Origin of the sequence: Pseudomonas sp. 11/12A, from assembly GCF_000800055.1 — a bacterium.
In the GTDB taxonomy this organism is placed as follows: domain Bacteria; phylum Pseudomonadota; class Gammaproteobacteria; order Pseudomonadales; family Pseudomonadaceae; genus Aquipseudomonas; species Aquipseudomonas mohnii.
This window is the reverse complement of record NZ_JUGV01000001.1, coordinates 1,267,800-1,288,503: the sequence shown is the minus strand read 5'-3', so window position 1 is coordinate 1,288,503 and position 20,704 is coordinate 1,267,800. Positions and strand designations below refer to the sequence as shown.

General features: G+C 63.2%; 17 protein-coding genes. 9 read left to right on the top strand and 8 right to left on the bottom strand.

Annotation, left to right across the window (positions count from 1 at the left end; translation table 11 throughout):
• Positions 1-11 precede the first annotated feature (11 nt).
• On the top strand, positions 12-674 hold the full coding sequence (locus GQ39_RS06015) for a response regulator (protein WP_047528136.1): 663 nt from the start codon (positions 12-14) through the stop codon (positions 672-674).
• A complete protein-coding gene (locus GQ39_RS06010; RefSeq protein ID WP_047528134.1) occupies positions 671-2,056 on the top strand; it encodes an ATP-binding protein in 1,386 nt (461 codons plus the stop codon). Before GQ39_RS06015 ends, GQ39_RS06010 begins: the two co-directional genes overlap by 4 nt.
• Before the next feature lie 20 nt (positions 2,057-2,076).
• Here GQ39_RS06010 and GQ39_RS06005 read toward each other — a convergent pair whose 3' ends face one another.
• On the bottom strand, positions 2,077-2,973 hold the full coding sequence (locus GQ39_RS06005) for a LysR family transcriptional regulator (protein WP_047528133.1): 897 nt from the start codon (positions 2,971-2,973) through the stop codon (positions 2,077-2,079).
• A gap of 118 nt (positions 2,974-3,091) precedes the next feature.
• Between GQ39_RS06005 and GQ39_RS06000 the strand changes: the two genes are divergently transcribed.
• Both GQ39_RS06000 and GQ39_RS05995 read left to right on the top strand, forming a co-directional pair.
• Positions 3,092-4,738, top strand: a complete 1,647-nt coding sequence (locus GQ39_RS06000; protein WP_047528131.1) for a GMC family oxidoreductase — start codon at positions 3,092-3,094, stop codon at positions 4,736-4,738.
• A gap of 226 nt (positions 4,739-4,964) precedes the next feature.
• Positions 4,965-6,587 carry an MFS transporter gene (locus tag GQ39_RS05995; RefSeq protein ID WP_047528129.1) on the top strand — a complete coding sequence of 541 codons (1,623 nt, stop codon included), beginning with the start codon at positions 4,965-4,967 and terminating at the stop codon, positions 6,585-6,587.
• Positions 6,588-6,701: 114 nt separating this feature from the next.
• Here GQ39_RS05995 and GQ39_RS05990 read toward each other — a convergent pair whose 3' ends face one another.
• Positions 6,702-7,070, bottom strand: coding sequence for a DUF427 domain-containing protein (locus GQ39_RS05990; RefSeq protein WP_047528127.1), 369 nt, complete (start codon positions 7,068-7,070; stop codon positions 6,702-6,704).
• A gap of 259 nt (positions 7,071-7,329) precedes the next feature.
• Between GQ39_RS05990 and GQ39_RS05985 the strand changes: the two genes are divergently transcribed.
• On the top strand, positions 7,330-9,270 hold the full coding sequence (locus tag GQ39_RS05985; RefSeq protein ID WP_047538489.1) for a DNA topoisomerase III: 1,941 nt from the start codon (positions 7,330-7,332) through the stop codon (positions 9,268-9,270).
• A gap of 80 nt (positions 9,271-9,350) precedes the next feature.
• Here the strand turns inward: GQ39_RS05985 and GQ39_RS05980 are convergent, their stop codons facing one another.
• Complete coding sequence (locus GQ39_RS05980; RefSeq protein ID WP_047528126.1) at positions 9,351-10,124, bottom strand: IclR family transcriptional regulator domain-containing protein; 774 nt, start codon at positions 10,122-10,124, stop codon at positions 9,351-9,353.
• A gap of 146 nt (positions 10,125-10,270) precedes the next feature.
• Here GQ39_RS05980 and GQ39_RS05975 point away from each other — a divergent pair, with 146 nt between their 5' ends.
• Genes GQ39_RS05975 through GQ39_RS05960 form a run of 4 tightly spaced genes read left to right on the top strand, consistent with a single transcriptional unit; the run spans position 10,271 to position 14,956 of the window.
• Positions 10,271-11,089 carry a shikimate dehydrogenase family protein gene (locus tag GQ39_RS05975; RefSeq protein WP_047528125.1) on the top strand — a complete coding sequence of 273 codons (819 nt, stop codon included), beginning with the start codon at positions 10,271-10,273 and terminating at the stop codon, positions 11,087-11,089.
• Positions 11,090-11,122: 33 nt separating this feature from the next.
• The gene (locus GQ39_RS05970) at positions 11,123-12,901 is read left to right on the top strand and encodes an FAD-dependent oxidoreductase (RefSeq protein ID WP_047528123.1); all 1,779 of its coding nucleotides are present in this window, start codon (positions 11,123-11,125) and stop codon (positions 12,899-12,901) included.
• Positions 12,870-13,190, top strand: a complete 321-nt coding sequence (locus GQ39_RS05965; protein WP_047528121.1) for an NIPSNAP family protein — start codon at positions 12,870-12,872, stop codon at positions 13,188-13,190. Before GQ39_RS05970 ends, GQ39_RS05965 begins: the two co-directional genes overlap by 32 nt.
• Positions 13,191-13,249: 59 nt before the next feature.
• Complete coding sequence (locus GQ39_RS05960) at positions 13,250-14,956, top strand: FAD-dependent oxidoreductase (protein ID WP_047528119.1); 1,707 nt, start codon at positions 13,250-13,252, stop codon at positions 14,954-14,956.
• A gap of 94 nt (positions 14,957-15,050) precedes the next feature.
• Here GQ39_RS05960 and GQ39_RS05955 read toward each other — a convergent pair whose 3' ends face one another.
• From GQ39_RS05955 to GQ39_RS05935, 5 genes are read right to left on the bottom strand one after another with little or no spacing between them, the layout of a single operon-like run.
• Complete coding sequence (locus GQ39_RS05955) at positions 15,051-16,232, bottom strand: acyl-CoA dehydrogenase (RefSeq protein WP_047528117.1); 1,182 nt, start codon at positions 16,230-16,232, stop codon at positions 15,051-15,053.
• A gap of 36 nt (positions 16,233-16,268) precedes the next feature.
• A complete protein-coding gene (locus GQ39_RS05950) occupies positions 16,269-17,471 on the bottom strand; it encodes a 3-oxoadipyl-CoA thiolase (protein ID WP_047528116.1) in 1,203 nt (400 codons plus the stop codon).
• Positions 17,468-18,988, bottom strand: a complete 1,521-nt coding sequence (locus GQ39_RS05945; RefSeq protein ID WP_047528115.1) for a 3-hydroxyacyl-CoA dehydrogenase — start codon at positions 18,986-18,988, stop codon at positions 17,468-17,470. Before GQ39_RS05945 ends, GQ39_RS05950 begins: the two co-directional genes overlap by 4 nt.
• A 10-nt stretch (positions 18,989-18,998) precedes the next feature.
• A complete protein-coding gene (locus GQ39_RS05940; RefSeq protein WP_047528114.1) occupies positions 18,999-19,943 on the bottom strand; it encodes an electron transfer flavoprotein subunit alpha/FixB family protein in 945 nt (314 codons plus the stop codon).
• Complete coding sequence (locus GQ39_RS05935; protein ID WP_047528113.1) at positions 19,943-20,692, bottom strand: electron transfer flavoprotein subunit beta/FixA family protein; 750 nt, start codon at positions 20,690-20,692, stop codon at positions 19,943-19,945. The genes GQ39_RS05940 and GQ39_RS05935 overlap by 1 nt, the downstream gene beginning before the upstream one ends.
• Between the last annotated feature and the right edge of the window lie 12 nt (positions 20,693-20,704).

Sequence of the window (20,704 nt, the reverse complement as noted above, 5' to 3'; positions counted from 1 at the left end):
CAGGAGTCCGTGTGCGCTTACTACTGGTTGAAGATGACGTGGCTCTGGGCGAAGGCATCCATCAGGCCCTGAGCCGTGAGGGCTACACGGTCGATTGGTTGCAGGACGGCAACAGCGCCTTGCATGCGTTGCTCAGTGAATCCTTCGATCTGGCGGTCCTCGACCTTGGCCTGCCGCGCATGGACGGCCTCGACGTGCTGCGACGGCTGCGGGACAGCGGCTCCAACCTGCCAGTGCTGATCCTCACGGCCCGCGATGCCACCGAGGACCGCATCGCCGGGCTGGATGCCGGGGCCGACGATTACCTGATCAAACCCTTCGACCTGGCCGAGCTCAAGGCCCGCCTTCGGGCCTTGTTGCGGCGCAGCGCCGGCCGCGCGCAGATGCTGATCGAACACGCCGGCATCAGCCTGAACCCCGGCACCCAGCAAGTCAGCTATAACGGCGAGCCGGTCGCCCTGACGCCCAAGGAATATCAACTGCTGCACGAACTGCTCTCGCCACCCGGCCGGGTGATCACCCGCGATCATCTGATGCAATTGCTCTACGGCTGGAACGAAGAAGCCGAGAGCAACACCCTGGAAGTGCACATCCATCACCTGCGCAAGAAATTCTCCACCGATCTGATCCGCACCATTCGTGGGGTCGGTTATTTGGTGGAGGAGCGTCGATGACTTCGATCCGGCGTCGCACCCTGACGCTGATCATTGGCCTGATGCTCACCGGTCTCGCCGTGATCAGCGTGCTCAACCTGCATGACAGCAACCATGAAATCGCCGAGGTCTATGACGCGCAACTGGCCCAGAACGCCCGGATGCTGCAGGGCGTAATGCGCATGCCGCTGGCCAGCAAGCAACACGCCGAGCTGTATCAGGCGTTCAACCAGGCCCTGAGCGAAGCGGAGCCAAAGGTCGATGGCCATCCCTATGAAACCAAAATCGCCTTCCAGGTCTGGAACCGCAAGGGCGAGGTGTTGGTGCACACCGCCAGCGCCCCCTCATTCACCGCCCCGCCCGCCACGCCGGGCTTCAGCGACGTGGTGGACCTGAACAACCGCCACTGGCGCGCCTTCCTGCTCGAAGACAAACAGAATGAGCTGCGGATCTGGGTCGGTGAGCGCGACGACGTACGCGCGGACCTGGTGGATCGCATCGTGCGTCACACCCTGTGGCCGAACATATTGGGGAGCCTGGTGCTCGCGGCGATGGTCTGGATGGCCATTGGCTGGGGCCTCAAGCCCCTGGCCGACATGGCAGAGACCCTGCGGGCACGCCACAGTGGCTCGCTCGAGCCTTTGCACCTGACGCCCCTGCCGAGCGAACTCGAACCGATGCAGGCGGCACTCAACCGCATGCTGGCGCAGATTCAGGAAGTGCTCGGCCGAGAGCGGCGCTTCATTGCCGATGCCGCCCATGAAATGCGCACGCCCCTGGCGGTGTTGCGGGTGCACGCGCAGAACCTGATGGAGGCCGGCACCGAAGAACAGCGGCGCGAATCCCTGGCGTTCCTGATCGCCGGCGTCGATCGTACCAGCCGCCTGGTCAACCAGCTGTTGACCATGGCCCGCCTCGAGCCAAAAAACCAGAAGCCGGCACTGCACGCTATCGACCTGACCGAAACCGTCCGTGACAGCCTGGTCCAGCTCACACCCTGGCTTCTGAGCAAACATCTGGAACTGGCCTTCGACGCCAGTGACCGCCCCTGCAAGGTCTTCGCCGACGCTGCCGCCATCGACATCGCGCTGAACAACCTGATCACCAATGCCGCGAACTTCTCCCCCGAGCACGGCGTCATTACCGTGCAGTTGAGTCAGGCCGATGGTTTCTACGCGCTGAGTGTCCTGGATCAGGGACCGGGTATCGACGAAGCGGATCGCGCACGTGTGTTCGAACGCTTCTACAGTCGTGGTAACGCCCAAGGCGCGGGACTGGGGCTGACAATCGTCAACACCATTGCCCATCGACTGGGTGGACGCATCACCCTGGTCAACCGACCTGAAGGCGGGTTGCAGGCAACCCTGACGATTCCGGATGCCCGGCCGATCAGTACTGCCTAGCGTCCCCTCGGGAGCCGTCCCTAAAGGGGGTTGGGGCCGAGCAACAAGCCCTGTTCCCGTTCACACAATTGCACCACGTAGTCCCACAACACGCGCAGCCGCACGGATTTGTGCAGCTCGCGGCGGGTGCTGATCCAGTAGCTGCGCTGGATGCTCTCCTCCGGCAGCAACGGCACCAGTCCGGGATCGGCGCTGGCCATGTAACACGGCAGCACCGCGATCCCCAGGCCCGCGCGCGCGGCCTGTTGCTGGGCGATGACGCTGGTGCTGTGGAACACCACCCGCGGGTTGCGGCAGAAGCTGTTGAGGAACATCAGTTCCTGGCTGAACAGCAAATCGTCGACGTAACCAATCCACGCATGCCGGCCCAGGTCTTCGCGGCTACGCAGCGCCGGCGAACGGTCGAGATAGTCCTGGCTGGCGTAAAGCGCCAGGCGATAGTCGGTGAGTTTGCGGGTGACCAGCATGTCGGCGGCCGGTCGTTCCAGGTGAATGCTGATTTCCGCCTCGCGGTTGAGGATGCTGACGAAACGGGGCACCGCCACCAGTTCCACCTCCAGCCCCGGATAGCGATCGAACAAGCCATTCATTCGGCTGGCCAGGAACATGATGCCCAGTCCTTCCGTGACCCCGACCCGGATCTTGCCCAAGGGCGCCGTGGATTGGGTGATTTCCTCCTGGGCCAGCAGCGCGACGTTCTCCATGGCTTCGGCGTGCTTGAGCAGCGCCTCGCCGGCCGGTGTCAGCTCGTAACCCTGGGCATGCTGAACGAACAGCGCGGTGCCGAGGCTTTTTTCGATGGCCTCGATGTGCCGTGCCACGGTGGCGTGGGTCGTGTTCAAGCGTCGGGCTGCGGTCAACAAACGTCCGCTGCGCTGTAATTCGAGAAAAAACCGCAGGTCATTCCAGTCGAACATGAATCGTCCTTGTTTACAGGTGTTTAAAAACGCACAGCAGCTGCGTAAAAACTAACATTCTTTTGACGAAAGCTAACAACTAGGATGGATCAACAAGAACAACAACATGAGGTCAGGGATGCAGACTTCCCTTGATGAGTACGACTACATCGTGGTCGGTGCCGGGCCCGCCGGTTGTTTGCTGGCCAATCGGCTGTCGGCCAACCCGCAACACCGCGTACTGCTGCTCGAAGCCGGCGGCCGCGATAACTATGCGTGGATTCACATCCCGGTGGGTTACCTGTTCTGTATCGGCAACCCGCGCACCGACTGGTGTTTCAAGACCGAAGCCCAACCCGGCTTGCAGGGCCGCGCCCTAAGTTATCCACGCGGCAAAGTGCTCGGGGGCTGCTCCTCGATCAACGGCATGATCTACATGCGCGGCCAGGCGGGCGACTACGACAGCTGGGCTGCCGAGGGCAATCCGGGCTGGCGCTGGCAAGACGTCCTGCCGCTGTTCAAGAAAAGCGAAAGCCACTTTGCCGGCGACTCGGCGTTTCACAGTGGTGCCGGCGAGTGGCGGGTCGAACGCCAGCGCCTGTCGTGGCCGATTCTCGATGCCTTCCGCAGCGCCGCCGAGCAAAGCGGCATCGCCAGCATCGATGACTTCAACCAGGGCGACAACGAAGGCTGCGGCTACTTTCAGGTCAATCAAAAGGCCGGGGTCCGCTGGAATGCGGCCAAGGCGTTTCTCAAGCCCATCCGCCATCGCCCCAACCTGACCGTGCTGACCGGCGTCGAAGTCGACCGCGTGCTGTTGGACAATGGCCGCGCTGCAGCGGTCGTCGCTCGCTGGCAAGGCCAGGCCAGGACCTTCAAGGCTCGCAAGGAAATCGTCCTGAGCGCCGGTTCGGTCGGCTCGCCGAGCATCCTGCAGCGTTCCGGCATCGGCCCTCGCCCACTCCTGCAACGGCTGGGCATCGGCGTCGCGCACGAACTGGCCGGCGTCGGCGGCAACCTGCAGGATCACCTGCAATTGCGCCTGATCTACAAACTGGAAAATGCCCGGACCCTGAACCAGATCGCCGGCAGCCTGTGGGGCAAGATGGGCATGGGCCTGCGCTATCTGTATGACCGCAGCGGCCCGCTGTCCATGGCGCCCAGTCAGCTCGGCGCGTTCGCTCGTTCGGGGCCGGAGCAGACCTCGGCGAACCTGGAATATCACGTGCAACCGCTGTCGCTTGAGCGCTTCGGTGAACCGCTACACGCCTTCCCCGCCTTCACCGCATCGGTCTGCGACCTGCGCCCGCAGAGTCGCGGCCGGGTGGAAATCCGCTCCGTCAACCCGCAGGACGCGCCGCTGATTCAACCCAACTACCTGAGCCATCCGGAGGATTTGCGCGTTGCCGCCGACGCCATCCGCCTGACCCGGCGCATCGTTGCCGCACCGGCCTTGAAGGCGTTCAAACCGGTGGAATACCTGCCCGGCGACCGCTTGCAAAGCGAAGAAGAGCTGCACGAAGCCGCCGCCCGGATCGGCACCACGATTTTCCACCCGGTCGGCACTTGCCGCATGGGCAACGACACGCACGCGGTGGTCGATGCCGAACTGCGCGTGCACGGGATTCCCGGCCTGCGCATCGCCGACGCCTCGATCATGCCGCGCATCACCTCGGGCAATACCTGTTCGCCCACGCTGATGATCGCCGAGAAAGCGGCACAACTGATCCTCAACCCCAACACAAGGAGCATCGCCGAGACAAAGGAACGGGTCACACACCCGTGAACCCACACGAACACTGTAGGAGCGAGCCTGCTCGCGATGGTCGTCAACGATAACGCTGACAACCTGACACCCATGTGCGCTCTCAAGTTCATCGTCGGAACGCCGCCCGGAGCAAGCTCGCTCCTACGGAAACGCGTACATCCGATACATCGAAGTAGCGGCGCCCGCCCACAAAGCCGGCGTCGACAGTGGAACAACAAAAACAATCACTGTGAGGGATACCGATATGTCAGAACACGTTCAGCCCCTGGAAAGCTTACGCAGCGCGCGTACCAGCCAGGACACCCAGAAAGTCATCTTCGCCTCCTCGCTCGGGACAGTCTTCGAGTGGTATGACTTTTTCCTCTATGGCGCCCTCGCGGCGGTGATCAGCAAGCAGTTCTTCGCCGGGGTCAATGACACCACGGCGTTCATCTTCGCCCTGATGGCCTTCGCCGCCGGCTTCATCGTGAGGCCGTTCGGCGCCCTGGTGTTCGGTCGGTTGGGGGACATGATCGGACGCAAGTACACCTTCCTCGCCACCATCGTCCTCATGGGCCTGGCGACCTTCTGCGTCGGGCTGCTACCGAACTACGCGAGCATCGGCATCGCCGCGCCGATCATCCTCGTGGCGCTGCGCATGCTTCAGGGCCTGGCCCTGGGCGGCGAGTACGGCGGCGCCGCGACCTACGTCGCAGAGCACGCGCCCATCGGCAAACGCGGCTTCCACACCAGCTGGATTCAGTCCACCGCGACCCTTGGCCTGCTGTTGTCGCTGCTGGTGGTGCTCGGTTGCCGTTACTTCACGGGCGATCAGTTCGAAGTCTGGGGCTGGCGCATCCCGTTCCTGTTCTCGATCATCCTGCTGGGCATCTCGACCTGGATTCGCCTGAGCCTGCACGAGTCGCCGGCCTTCGTGAAAATGAAAGAGGAAGGCAAGCTCTGCAAATCGCCGATCCGCGACTCCTTCGGCAAATGGGAAAACCTCAAGGTCGTGCTCATCGCCCTGTTCAGCATCAACGCCGGGCAAGCCGTGACCTTCTACGCCGCGCAGTTCTATGTGCTGTTCTTCCTCACCCAGTTCTTGAAAATGGACCCTGCCGTCGCCAACGGCCTGCTGATTGTCAGCGTGACCCTTGGTGCGCCGTTCTTCATCTTCTTCGGCTGGCTGTCGGACAAGGTCGGGCGCAAACCGGTGCTGATGATCGGCCTGCTGCTGGCCACTGCGCTGTACTTCCCGATCTTCAAGACCCTGGCCCACTACGCCAACCCCGCCATCGACCTGGCCAGCCGTCAGGCACCGATCACCGTGCTGGCCGACCCGGCCACCTGCACCTTTCAGTTCGACCCGGTGGGCAAGGCGAAATTTGACAGCCCGTGCGACAAGGTCAAAACCTTCCTGGTCAAACAGGGCTTGCCCTATACCAGCGCCGTGGCGCCCGCCGGCAGCACCGTGCAGGTCAGCATTGGCGACGTGAAGATCGACGGTTTCGACGAAGCGGCCCTGCGTGGCGCCGTCACCCTTGCCGGTTATCCGCAGCAAGCCGACCTGCAACAGATCAACAAGCCGATGATCGTGGCACTGATTGTCGCGCTGATCATCATTTCCGCGATGTGCTACGGGCCGCTGGCGGCGCTGATGGTCGAACTGTTCCCGACGCGCATCCGCTACACCTCGATGTCCCTGCCCTACCACATCGGCAATGGCTGGTTCGGCGGCTTCCTGCCGACGGTATCGTTCGCGTTGGTGGTGTACACCGGGGACATTTTCTACGGGCTCTGGTACCCGGTGGTGATCACCGGCGTCAGCCTGGTGGTGGGATTGATCTGTTTGCGCGAGACCCGCAACGTCGACCTGCACAAAAATTAAGGGAAGACCTTAACTAACTGTAGGAGCGAGCTTGCTCGCGATGGTGTATCAGTTGTCATCGTGTTGACTGACATATCATCGCGAGCAGGCTCGCGCCTACAGGTATTGCGAACATCACTCGTCGAGCTCGACCACCTCGAATGTCACCTGGTCCGGATAGAACGCCACATAGCCGCGAATCTGCTCCACCGACACCTTGGGATTTTCGTAACTCCATACCGCATTAGCCCCTTCATGCCCCGGCACCTGCAAACTAAAATAGCTGGCATCGCCCTTGTAAGGGCAATAGCTGGTGTGATCGGTGCGGACGTAATACTGCTTGTCGATGTCCTCCCGCGGCACGTAATACACCGGCGGATAATTGGCCTCCAGCAACACCAGCGCGCGCGAGGACGCGGCCACCTGGATACCGTGGAACTTCACCAGCAGACAGCCGGGTTGCTCGGCGATGGTGATGACAGGACTGGGACCGGTGCTTTTCATGGCGTTCGTTCCTCATGACGATGATTGACCCTGTGGAAGCGTGGCTTGCCCGCGACGGGCTGCCCGGCAGCCCCATAACCTGAGACCACGATTTATCAGGTATAACCCAAATTCCGCACTCACGACCGCCTTACAGCCGAACGGATCAGGCAACCCATTGCAACGCACAAACTGTACATCCATACAGATAAAGATTGCCCCCGCGTCCATCTCCCGCCATTCTGTGCACCTCTCCGGGCACTGATCGACGATGGTGGTTATGCGGCTGTACCTCTGTGAAAAACCTTCCCAGGCCAAAGACATTGCGGCTGTGCTCGGTGCCAGGCGCCGTGGCGATGGCTGCTGGCTGGGAACGGACGTCACGGTGACCTGGTGCATCGGCCATCTGCTGGAAACCGCGCCGCCGGACGCCTACGACGCGCGCTACAAGCGTTGGGTGCTGGCGGACCTGCCGATCATTCCGGACAAATGGAAAATGACCGTCAAACCGCGCACGGCCAGTCAGTACAAGGCCGTCAAACGCCTGCTCGGCGAAGCCGACGAACTGATCATCGCCACCGACGCCGACCGTGAAGGCGAGATGATCGCCCGGGAACTGGTGGAGCATTGCCGTTATCGCGGGCCGATCCGCCGCCTGTGGCTGTCGGCGCTGGATGACGCCTCGATCCGCAAGGCCCTCGCCACGCTCAAGCCGGGGGCGGAAACCTTCAGCCTTTACCATTCGGCGCTGGGGCGTTCCCGGGCCGACTGGCTGATCGGCATGAACATGAGCCGGCTGTTCACCCTGCTCGGCCGCCAGTCCGGCTATCAGGGCGTGTTGCCGGTCGGTCGGGTGCAAACGCCGACCTTGCGCCTGGTGGTGGATCGCGACCGCAGCATCGCCAACTTCGTACCGGTCGCCTACTGGGCCATCGATGTCCAGCTGCTGCATGACGGCACCGCGTTCACCGCGCAATGGCGGGCCGCCTCCGAGGTTTGCGACGATCAGGATCGCTGCCTGAATCAGGCGCTGGCCCAACAAGCGGCAGCTGCGATGACAGGTGCAGCGAGCGCCCGGGTGATCAAGCTGCGCACCGAACGCATGCGCGAGGTGGCGCCGCTGCCGTTCGACCTGGGCACCTTGCAGGAAGTCTGTTCGAAGAAGCTCGGGCTTGGCGCCCAGGAAACCCTCGACATCGCCCAGGCGCTCTATGAAACCCATAAAGTCATCACCTACCCGCGCAGTGACTGCGGCTATTTGCCCCTCAGTCAGCACAGCGAAGCGCCGGGTATCCTGGCGGCGCTGCGTCAGGCCGACCCCGCGCTGAACGCCTTGCACGACCACCTTGAGCCCCAGCGGCGCTCACGGGCCTGGAACGATGCCAAGGTCAGCGCGCACCACGGCATCATCCCCACCGCTGCCGCGAAGAACCTCGAAAAACTGGCGGGCAAACAACGCGCGGTCTACACCCTGATCCGCGCACGCTACCTCGCCCAATTCCTGCCCAATCACGAATACGACCGGACCCAGGCCGACTTCGACTGCGCCGGTGAAGCCTTGCGTGCCGTTGGCAAGCAGATCGTCGAGCCCGGCTGGAAACGTGCGTTGCCCGAAGCCCTTGCCCCGGCCAAGGGCCGTGAAGCACCGGCCCCGCAAACACTGCCCAACCTCAAGGAAGGCATTGATTGCGCAGTGGCCAACGTGCAGCTCAAGGACCTGTGGACGCAACCACCCAAACCGTTCACCGAAGGCGATCTGATCAAGGCGATGAAGAACGTGGCCAAACTGGTGGAAGATCCGCTGCTCAAGCAAAAACTCAAGGACACCACCGGCATCGGCACCGAAGCGACCCGCGCCTCGATCATCCAGGGCCTGCTCGACCGTGGGTACCTGGTCAAGAACGGCAAGGCGCTGGCCGCCACCCCCGCCGCTTTCAGCCTGATCGACGCAGTCCCGCGGGCGATTGCCGATCCGGGCACCACGGCCATCTGGGAACAGGCGCTGGACATGGTGCAAAGCGGCGAAATGAGCCTTGAAGAATTCGTCACCAAACAAGCCGCCTGGATGAGCAAGCAGGTCAGCCGTTGTGCCGGCCTGAGCCTGACCATCAGCGGCCCGGCCAGCCCCGCCGGACGTGGCGCGACACCGTGGAAAAACAAGCGCAAGCCGGCCAAGCGTAAAGCAACGGCGGGCAGCAAGCGGACAGCAAAACCGGCGTGACAGCGCCGTTTTTCATGGGGTTTGACGAACACCGGGGCCCCGCCGTTGTAAGGGTGTTCACTTGAGCAAGCGGCGCACGCTCAGAGTGTCATGATCGGCCGCAGCAGTGCCTGCCCTTCGTAGAGCGCCGACAGATAACGCTCGCGCATGTCCTCGATGGTCATGCGCGACGCGTGCGTGGTGAGTGTGAGCGTCGCCTGTAACCGCCCTTCCCGATCGATCAGCGGCACGCTCAAAACCCGCATGCCCACTTCATATTCCTGATCCACCAGTACGTAACCCCGCTCCGCGGCCAAGGCTATTTCGCTGCGGATCTGCGCTTCGTCGGTCAGGGTGTAAGGCGTGATGGCCCGTGGCCGATTGCGCGCGAAATAGGCGGCAAGTGCCTCTTCGGCAAGGCTCGCCAGCCACAGCCGACCGCTGCCGGTGCAATACATCGGTACCCTCGAACCCGGGCGAATCGACATCGAAGTGATGTGGCTGTAGCGGCTGCGCACCACATGCACAATGTCATCGCCGTCACGCACGCCTACCGACACGTGCTCCTGAGTGGTTCGCGCCACCTGCTCGACGATGGGCCGCAGCATGCGCGGCAATACCGCTGAATCGACATAGGCCTGGCCGATGCGCAAGGTCTTGGCGGTCAGCCAGTAATAGCGGCCGTCGGTTTGCGCAAAGTCATCATGCACCAGCGTCAGCAGAAAACGCCGGGCGGCGCTCTGGGTCATGTCGGCCATGCGCGCCACTTCCGGCACGCTCAAGCGCGGATGCTCCTGGGAAAACAGCTGCAACAGCGCCAGGCCTTTTTGCAGGCCGACGATCAAATCCCGCGAATGGATGGTGGGCTGTTTCATCGACTCGGCCTCTTTATCACGCAAAGACTGCGATTATCGCACTCTCATTGCGATTATCAACGTATTCGTCCCAGGCTTTGATTGTTCGTCTTGTGGCCCGCTTGCAGTATCGGCCCCACAACACAGCCAATAAGCGGGTACATCTCATGATTCAGGGTTCGACTGAATTGGTCGCCATCGTCGGCTCACCGATCGCCCAGGTGAAATCGCCGGAAAACTTCAATCGCTGGTTCGCCGACCACCAGCAAAACGTTGCGATGCTGGCCATCGACCTCGCACCGACCGCCTTGCAGAACTTCATCCAGACCCTGCGCGGCTGGCAAAACATGCGCGGTTGCGTGGTGACCGTCCCTTACAAACAGCTGTTGGCCAGCCGCCTGGACAGCCTCAGCGAACGTTCGGCGGCCCTGCGCTCGGTCAATGTCATCCGCCGCGAGGCCGACGGGCGGCTGGTGGGCGATATCGTCGACGGCGAAGGCTTTCTCAATGCCGCGCGCAAACACGCGTTCAATCCCAAGGACAAGCAGGCGCTGGTGATCGGCACGGGCGGCGTCGGCAGCGCGATTGCCTATTCGTTGTGCCAGGCCGGCGTCAGCCACCTGGTCATCAGCGACCTGAGCCAGGAGCGCGTCGAAGTGCTGGGCGAGCTTTTGCGCAGCGCCTTCCCGGAGATTGTGGTCAGCGCCAATCCGCTCACCCTGAAGCACTTTGATCTGGTGGTGAACGCTTCACCGGTTGGCATGGGCGCGGCTACCGATGACGGCCCGATGCCGTTGCCGAATGCGCTGATGGAAACCTTGAGCGCCACCGCCCTGGTGGCCGATGTCGTGACTTCGCCGCAGGTCACGCCCTTTCTCGCCTGCGCCCGACGCATGGGCTGCGCGATTCAGACCGGGCCGGAAATGGCCCTGGCACAACTGGGCAACCTCGGTCATTTCATGGGCGTGACGCCGCTGGACATCTGAACCTCCAGCCACGTCCTCAACAGGCAATAGACAATGAACACGACGACTTCCCTGCCCTCTGACAACGCCGGCCTGACCTATGACGTGATTGTCCTGGGCAGCGGCGCGGCCGGCTTCGCCGCCGCCGTGACGGCCAGCTGCCGAGGCCTCAAGGTCTTGCTGGTGGAAAAGACCGAGGCCTTTGGCGGTACGTCGGCGATTTCCGGTGGCGCGGTCTGGCTGCACGATACCGATCAGGCCCGGGCCGCCGGGCATCACCTGCCCGCCGAGCAGATGCGCCGTTACCTCAAGGAGGTCATCGGCGCCGGCTACAACCCGGAGCTGATCGACGCCTTTATCGAACAGGGTCGCGAAGCCCTGCACTACCTGGAAACCCACAGCGAACTGAGTTACAGCCTGCGGCCGCTGTCGCCCGACTATTACCCCAACCTGCCCGGCGGCACACAAACCGGCCGAGCGCTGGAAATCGACGAATACGATGGGCGTCGGCTGGGCGAGCATTTCAAGCACCTGAAACGGCCACCGGACGGCATGCTGCTGTTCGGCGGCATGATGGTCAATCGTGTCGATATCCAACACTTCCTCAGTTTCAAGCGCTCGGCAAAATCCCTCTGGCATTGCCTCAAACTGATGGGGCGCTACGCCGTCGACCGGCTCAGCCATCCACGCGGCACCCGCCTGACCGTGGGCAATGCCTTGATCGCGCGCCTGGCCAGCACCGCCTTCGCCAATGGCGTCGACCTCTGGCTGCAAGCGTCGGCCGAGGCGTTGATCGTTGAACAGGGAACGGTCAAAGGCGTGCGAATTGCCTGGCGCGACGCGACCCGTGTGGTGTGGGCGCGCGGCGGCGTCGTGTTGGCCACGGGTGGTTTTGCCGCTGGCGACCAGGCCGCCGGGCAGCGGCCGGCCACCGACTCGGAGCACTGGACCATGTCACCGCCGGCCAACGTCGGTGACGGACATCGCCTGGCCGCGTCGGTCAACGCGGCCATCGGCGACCACCTCTCGGCGAACTTCTTCTGGGCGCCGGTCTCGGTGCTGCACAAGGCCGATGGCAGCGTCGAACGCTTTCCGCACCTGGTCACCGACCGCGCCAAGCCGGGCGTGATTGCGGTCAACCGCGCCGGGCGCCGTTTCGTCAATGAGTCCGACTCCTACCACTGTTTCGTCGAGGGCATGTTCGCCAACGGCGGCGCCAATGCGCCCTGCTGGCTGATCTGCGACAGCGACGCCATGAACAACTACGGCATGGGACTGGCCCGTCCACGGCCGGTCGACAACAGCGCACTGATTGACGCCGGTTACCTGCTGCGCGCCGACAGCCTTGCCGAACTGGCCCGGATCGCCGGCATCGATGCGCCCGCCCTGGCGCAGACCCTGGCGCAATACAACGCCGATGCCGAACAAGGCGTCGACCGCCAGTTCGGCAAGGGCAGCACGGCCTACAACCGGTACATGGGGGACCCGCTGCACCAGCCCAATCCGTGCCTCAAGCCGTTGCACAAGGCGCCGTTCTACGCCGTCCGTTTGTTTACGGGCGACCTTGGCTCGGCCCGCGGGCTGGTCACCAACGGCAAGGCCAGGGTGCTGGATCGCAGCGGCGCACCGATTCCCGGCTTGTACGCCGCCGGCAACGAAATGAATTCGATCATGGACGGCACCTACCCCGGTCCCGGCATCACCCTGGGCCCCGGCATCACCTTCGGTTACCTCGCCGCCAGCGACATCGCCGGCCGGCTCGATCAACACCCCACACAACCATCCCGCACTGGAGAACAACATGTATTACGAACTGCGCACCTACACGATTAAACCGACCAGGCTCGGTGACTGGCTGTCCCTGTACAAAAGCGCCGCACTGGCCGTCCAGCAAGAGCACCTGGGCAACCTGATCGGTTTCTTCACCACTGAAATCGGCGAAGCCAATCAAGTGGTGCACATCTGGGGCTACACCAGCCTTGACGATCGCATGGCCCGCCGCAACGCCATGGCGGCCGATCCGCGCTGGCAGGCGTTCGCACGGCAGAACAAGGAACTGGACGCCGTGGTGACCCTGGAATCACGACTGCTGCGCCCGACAGACTTCTCCCCCCTCAAGTAAACCCGGTCGCGCCGCTTCGATGTTCGAAGCGGCCCTCATCCTTTCTCGCGGTAATCCCCATGCACATCAGCAATCCCCTGCTTTGTGACGTTCTGGTCATTGGCTCCGGCGCCTCCGGCCTGGCGACGGCGGTGACCGCCGCTGAACTCGGTCTGGACGTCATCGTGGTGGAAAAAGAGCCGCAACTGGGCGGCACCAGCGCCTGGTCCGGCGGCTGGCTGTGGATCCCGCGCAATCCGCTGGCCATCGCCGACGGCATCGTCGAAGACCCCGAACAAGCGCGCATTTATCTGCGTCGGGAACTGCACAACGAAGCGCTCGACGCGCGTGTAGAGATGTTCCTCGAACAAGGGCCGAAGATGGTCGAATTTTTCCAGCGCCATACCGAGGTGCAGTTTTTCTCCGGCAGCAAGATGCCGGACTTTCACGCCAGCGAAGGCCACGCCAAAGGGGGGCGCTCGGTCTGTGCACAACCCTTCGACGGTCGTCGACTCGGGCCCTGGATCAACAAGCTGCGACGCCCGCTCGACCTCATCAGCCTTTATGGAATGGGCATCGCCGGCGGCACCGACCTCAATCATTTCCTCAATGCCCGGCGCTCGCCGTCTTCGCTGCTTTACAGCGCCAGGCGGGTGTTGCGTCATACCCGCGACCTGCTGCGGCATGGTCGAGGCATGCACCTGGTCAATGGCAATGCCCTGGTCGCCCGCCTGCTCAAAAGCGCAGTGGACCGCCAGGTGCGCCTGTTCACTGAAACCCCCGTGCGCACGCTGCTACGCGAGGGCGACCGGGTCGTGGGCGCGCGTGTTGAATCCGCAGGGCAACGGATCGATGTTCGCGCCCGGCGAGGTGTGGTGCTGGCTTGTGGTGGCTTCCCCCACGATCAGCGGCGCATCGCGCAGTTGTTCAAGCACGCGCCCAATGGCACCGAACATTTGAGCGCGGCGCCCAAGGGTAATACCGGTGACGGGCTGCGCCTGGGCGAAAGCGTGGGTGGATGCGTTGCAACCGGATTGCCCCATGCCGCTGCGTGGGCACCGGTATCCCGGGTGCCACGGGAGGACGGTGGTTTCAGTGGTTTTCCCCATCTGATGGAACGGGCCAAACCCGGTTTCATCGCCGTGCGTCAGGATGGTCGGCGCTTCGTCAACGAGGCCGACTCCTACCACGACTATATGTGCGCGCTGTTCAACGCCTCAGGTGCGCAAGAAGCCCCGGTGTCCTGGCTGATCTGCGATCACCGCGCCCAGCGCCGCTATGGGCTGGGCTGGTCGAAACCCTTTCCGTTTCCGACAGCGCCCCATGTACGCGGCGGCTACCTGTTCAAAGCCCGGACCTTGAGTGAACTGGCACGCCAATGCGGTATCGACGCGCAACAACTCGAAGCCACCGTCAATGCCTTCAACCAGGGTGCAGAGCAAGGTCGAGACCCGCTGTTTCAGCGTGGAGAGTCGCTGTACAACAAAGCGCAGGGGGAAGCGCTGCACGAGCCGAACCCGTCCTTGCGCAGCCTGCGCGAAGGGCCTTTCTATGCCGTGAAACTGGTCCCCGGCAGCCTCGGCACCTTCGCCGGCCTGAACACCGACGCCTGCGCCCGCGCCCTCGATGAACACGGCACGCCGATCCCGGGGCTGTTTGCCGTGGGCAATGACATGAACAGCATCATGAACGGGTACTACCCAAGCGGCGGCATCACCTTGGGGCCGGGCATGACGTTTGGGTACATCGCAGGAAAAACACTGGCCGGTCTGCCAGCGCCGGCGTAAGGCACCTCCGGCTTGTCGAGGCGGATATCCGACGCGTCTACAAGCCGGGCAAACGCCCGGCAAACAAACCCAAGGGATGCTTTTCAGGCAACCATCAGAAAAACGCCTGGATACCGGTCTGCGCGCGGCCGAGGATCAGCGCATGCACATCGTGGGTGCCTTCGTAGGTATTGACCACCTCCAGATTGACCAGATGACGGGCCACGCCAAATTCGTCACTGATGCCGTTACCGCCCAACATATCCCGCGCCAGGCGCGCGATCTCCAGCGACTTGCCGCAGCTGTTGCGCTTCATGATCGAAGTGATTTCAACCGCGGCCGTGCCTTCGTCCTTCATCCGCCCCAGGCGCAGGCAACCCTGCAAGGCCAGGGTTATTTCGGTCTGCATGTCCGCCAGCTTCTTCTGGATCAACTGGTTGGCAGCCAACGGGCGACCAAACTGGATGCGATCCAGCACGTACTGGCGCGCAGTGTGCCAACAATCTTCAGCCGCACCGAGCGCGCCCCAGGCGATCCCGTAGCGTGCCGAGTTCAGGCAGGTAAACGGGCCGCGCAGACCGCGCACTTCAGGGAAAGCGTTCTCTTCAGGGCAGAACACGTTATCCATGACGATTTCGCCGGTAATCGATGCACGCAGCCCGACCTTGCCATGGATCACTGGCGCGCTCAGGCCCTGCCAGCCTTTCTCCAGGACGAAGCCGCGAATTTGCCCTTCATCGTCTTTGGCCCAGACCACGAAGACATCGGCGATCGGGCTGTTGGTGATCCACATCTTGTTCCCGGTGAGGCGGTAGCCGCCTTCGACTTTTCTTGCCCGGGTAATCATCGAGCCCGGATCGGAGCCGTGGTTCGGTTCGGTCAGGCCGAAGCAACCGATGTAATGACCGCTGGCCAGCTTCGGCAGGTACTTCTGTTTGGTGGCTTCGTTACCGAACTCATTGATCGGCACCATGACCAGCGAGGACTGCACGCTCATCATTGAACGGTAGCCAGAGTCCACGCGCTCGACTTCCCGAGCGATCAGGCCATAGCACACAGCGTTCAGACCGCTGCCGCCGTAGGTTTCCGGAAGAGTGGCACCGAGCAGGCCCGTTTCGCCCATCTCGCGAAAGATGGCCGGGTCGGTCTGCTCATGACGAAAAGCCTCCAGCACCCGGGGCGCGAGCTTGTCGGCGGCGAACTGCCGGGCACTGTCGCGCACCATGCGCTCTTCTTCGGTGAGTTGCTGGTCCAGCAGCAGCGGGTCGATCCAGTTGAAGCTTGCCTTGTTGGCCATGGGTGATTTCTCCGGGTTCTTGAGGGTGGTGTTTTGTCAGTCGAGGCGTTCGATCACGCACGCAATGCCCTGGCCCAGGCCAATGCACAGACTGACCAGGGCGTAGCGCCCGCTGCTGCGCTCCAGTTGTCGCACCGCGCTATAGGCCAGGCGTGCGCCGGAAGCACCGAGCGGATGACCAATGGCAATGGCACCGCCGTTGGGATTGAGGCGCGAATCATCGAAGGCGATGTCAAGTTGCCGGGCACAGCCGAGCACTTGCGCGGCAAACGCCTCATTGATTTCGATCAGGTCCATGTCGGCCAGGCTCAAACCTGCACGCTGCAAGGCCTTGGTGCAGGCCGGCACCGGGCCAAGGCCCATCAATCGTGGTTCGACCCCCGCCACGGCTCCGGCCAAAATGCGCGCACGAGGCCTCAGACCCGCCTTCTCACCCATGGCCCGCGAGCCAATCAGTAGCGCGGCCGCGCCATCATTGATGCCCGAGGCGTTGCCTGCGGTGACAACGCCGTCGTCAAACAGTGGTTGCAGGCCCGACAGCGCCTCGACGTTGCTTTGTGGACGCGGATGCTCGTCACGGTCGACGATCTTCGGCGGCTGCTTGCGCCCTGACGGCACTTCGATCGGCAGGATTTCACCGGCCTGGAAACCCTCCCGCACCGCCGCGTCGAACAGCGCCTGGCTGCGTGCGGCATAGCGGTCGACTTGTTCGCGAGTAATGCCCAGTTCATGAGCGACGTTGTCCGCTGTCTGCGGCATCGAATCGGCACCGAACCCGGACTCTACCTTTGGGTTGGGAAAGCGCGGGCCGAGGGTGCTGTCGTACACTTGAAAGTCACGGGACCAGGCGCTTGGCGCCTTGGCCACCACGAACGGCGCCCGACTCATGCTCTCCACGCCGCCCGCAATAAACAGCTCGCCTTCGCCGCAGCGCACGGCGCGGGCAGCATCCAGTACAGCCGCCAGGCCAGAGCCGCAGAGACGATTGACGGTCAAACCGCCAACGGCCGTCGGCAAGCCGGACAGCAGCGCAACATGGCGCGCCAGGTTGCGCCCGTCCTCACCTGCCTGGCTGCTGCAGCCGACGATCAAGTCTTCATAGTCGCGCACCTCAAACGGGTTACGCGCCACCAGCGCGCGCACCACAGAGGCCAGCAGGTCATCGGGACGCACACCGGCCAACGCGCCACCGTGGCGACCGAAGGGTGAACGCAGGCCATCGTAGATATAAGCCGTCATGCTGGGTCCTCGGGGGTGGTCAGGGGCAGGCCGAGCTGGACCCGGCGGCGCAGCCAGGGGCTGGCCCGATAGCGCGGCTCCTGATACAGCTCATGCAGTTGGTGCAGGATCTGCCAGATCTGCAACGCCCCGTATCGGTCACCAAAAGCCAACGGACCATGGGGGTAACCGAGGGCCAACTGCACCGCACGGTCCAGGGTGGCCGGCTCGGCGATGCGTCGCTGGGCGATCTCGCATCCCAGGTTGACGATCCCGGCGAGCACACGCTGGGCGATAAAGCCTGGCGAGTCATTGATGACTTCCACCGGCACGCCATCGGCGCCCAGGGCCTGGCACGCCTGAGCCAGAACCAGCGCGTCGAGCGCCGGTTGACGCATCAGTACGCGACGCGTGTCGAAGCCGACGAAGGTTTCCAGTGCCAGGCTGCGGCGCGACGGCAGTCGCTTGCGGGCGATCACGCTGCTGGCATCCTCCCCCAGCGGCGTCACCAGGCAGATGGCGCTCGCACTGGGTTGATCGCCCTGCTCCAGCACAACGCCGGCAACGGACAGCACCGCGGCTATCCGCTCGCGCATGACCGAGTCGTCGCAGTCCAGCCAGAATGGCTGGGTGATGGCCACCTGCGGCGGCGCCTGCTGCGCTTCCTCGACCACGCTACCGTCCTGGTAGCGATAGAAGCCCTGGCCTGTCTTGCGCCCCAGCAGGCCGCTGGCCAGGCGAGGTGGCACCAGTGCCGATGGGGTGTAGCGCGGGTCCTGATAAAACTGCGCGTGTATCGACTCCATCACCGCATGGGAAATGTCGAGGCCAACCAGGTCAAACAGCTCGAACGGCCCCATGCGAAAGCCGAGGCTGTCCTTGAGGATGCGATCGATCTGCGCCGGGGTGGCGATCCCCTCGCCCAGGATGCGCAAGGCCTCCGGTCCGAAGGCCCGCCCGGCATGATTGACCAGGAAGCCCGGAGAGTCGGGGGTCGTCGCGGCAAAGTGACCGGCGTGCCCGGCCAACGCCGCCAGGCGCTGAACCACCTGCGGGTCGGTCAGTTCACCACGCACCACTTCGACGATTTTCATCAGTGGCACCGGGTTGAAAAAGTGAAACCCGGCCACCCGCTCTGGATGTTTGCAGGCACTGGCTATCAGGCTCACCGACAAGGATGAAGTGTTGGTCGCCAGCACCGCGTCGGCCCTGACCACTTGTTCCAGCGCACGGAACAACCCCTGCTTGGCCTCAAGGTTTTCAACGATCGCCTCGATCAATAAATCGCAATCGGCCAAGGCTTCAAGGCTGATGGCCGGGCGCATGCAAGCCAGCGCGCTCGCCAGCGCTTCGTTGCTCAACTTGCCCTTGGCGGCGGAGCGCTCCAGCACGGCCCGATTGGCTTGCAGCGCCTCCTGCGTCGCTTCGCTGCGACTGTCATACAGCAACACCGGAACGCCAGCGGTGGCGAACAACTGGGCGATCCCCCGGCCCATCGCGCCGCTGCCGATCACACCGATCTGTTTGAACGTATTCACAAGCACCTCCTCAAATCGCCCGTTGCAGTTCCGGCACGGCGTCGAACAGATCCGCCACCAGGCCGTAGTCGGCGACCTGGAAGATCGGCGCCTCTTCGTCTTTGTTGATCGCCACGATGACCCTGGAATCCTTCATGCCGGCCAGATGCTGGATGGCACCCGAGATGCCCACCGCGATGTACAACTGCGGCGCGACGATCTTGCCGGTCTGACCGACTTGCATGTCGTTGGGTACAAAACCGGCATCGACGGCGGCACGCGATGCACCCACGCCCGCGCCAAGCTTGTCGGCCAGCGCATAGAGGTGTTTGAAGTTGTCACCGTTCTGCATGCCACGGCCACCCGACACAACAATCTTCGCGGCGGTCAGCTCCGGACGATCGGACTTGGCCAATTCTTCACTGACGAAGACCGACTGACCGCTGTCGGTGACCAAGGCGAGCGCTTCGATGACGGCGTTGCCCCCTTCGGCGACAGCGGCATCGAATCCGGTGCCGCGCACTGTGATCACCTTCACGCTGGCAGAGGACTGCACCGTCGCGATGGCGTTGCCCGCATAGATCGGGCGCTTGAAGGTATCGGCGCTTTCGACCGCGATGATCTCGGAGATCTGGTCGACGTCCAGTGCGGCGGCGACGCGCGGCAGGATGTTTTTGCCATTGGACGTGGCGGCAGCCAGGATGTGGCTGTAGCCGTCAGCCCCGGCTTCTTGAACAAGCGCGACGATCAACGGCGCGACGTTTTCCGGCAACCCGTGCGCGTAGGCAGCGTTGTCGGCCAGCAGCACTTTCGTCACGCCTGCCACCTTCGCCGCGGCCTCTGCCGCGGCGCCCGCGCCCTGACCGGCGACCAGCACATGAATATCGCCGCCGATCTGCTGCGCAGCCGTCACGGTGTTGAGGGTGGCAGCCGCCAGTGCTGCGTGGGTGTGTTCAGCGATAACCAGGATAGCCATTAGATTACCTTCGCCTCGTTCTTCAGTTTTTCGACCAGTTCGGCCACCGACTTGACCTTGATCCCGGCGCTACGCGCGGCCGGTGCCTGGACTTTCAAGGTGTGCACAGTGCTGGCACAGCTGACGCCCAGGGCGTTCGGCGTGAGCACCTCCAGCGGCTTCTTCTTGGCTTTCATGATGTTGGGTAACGACGCGTAGCGCGGCTCGTTCAACCGCAGGTCGGTGGTGACGATGGCTGGCAGCTTCAGGGAAACGGTCTGCGCGCCGCCGTCGATTTCGCGGGTCACCGCGACGCTGTCGCCGCTGATTTCGACTTTGGACGCGAACGTGCCCTGACCGTAACCGCTCAACGCAGCGAGCATCTGGCCTGTCTGGTTGTTGTCGCTGTCGATGGCCTGTTTGCCAAGGATCACCAGCTGAGGCTGTTCCTTGTCGACAACCGCTTTCAACAGTTTGGCAACGGCCAGGGACGTCAGATCTTCGGCGGATTCGACCAGGATGGCGCGGTCGGCACCCAGCGCCAACGCGGTGCGCAGTTGCTCCTGTGCCGCAATGCTGCCGATGCTGACGACCACCACCTCGGTGGCAATCCCTTGTTCTTTGAGGCGCACCGCTTCTTCCACGGCGATTTCGCAGAAGGGGTTCATCGCCATCTTGACGTTGGCAAGGTCAACGCCGGAGTGGTCCGCCTTCACGCGAACCTTGACGTTGAAATCAACCACACGTTTTACCGCAACCAGTACTTTCATAGTGTGTTCCCG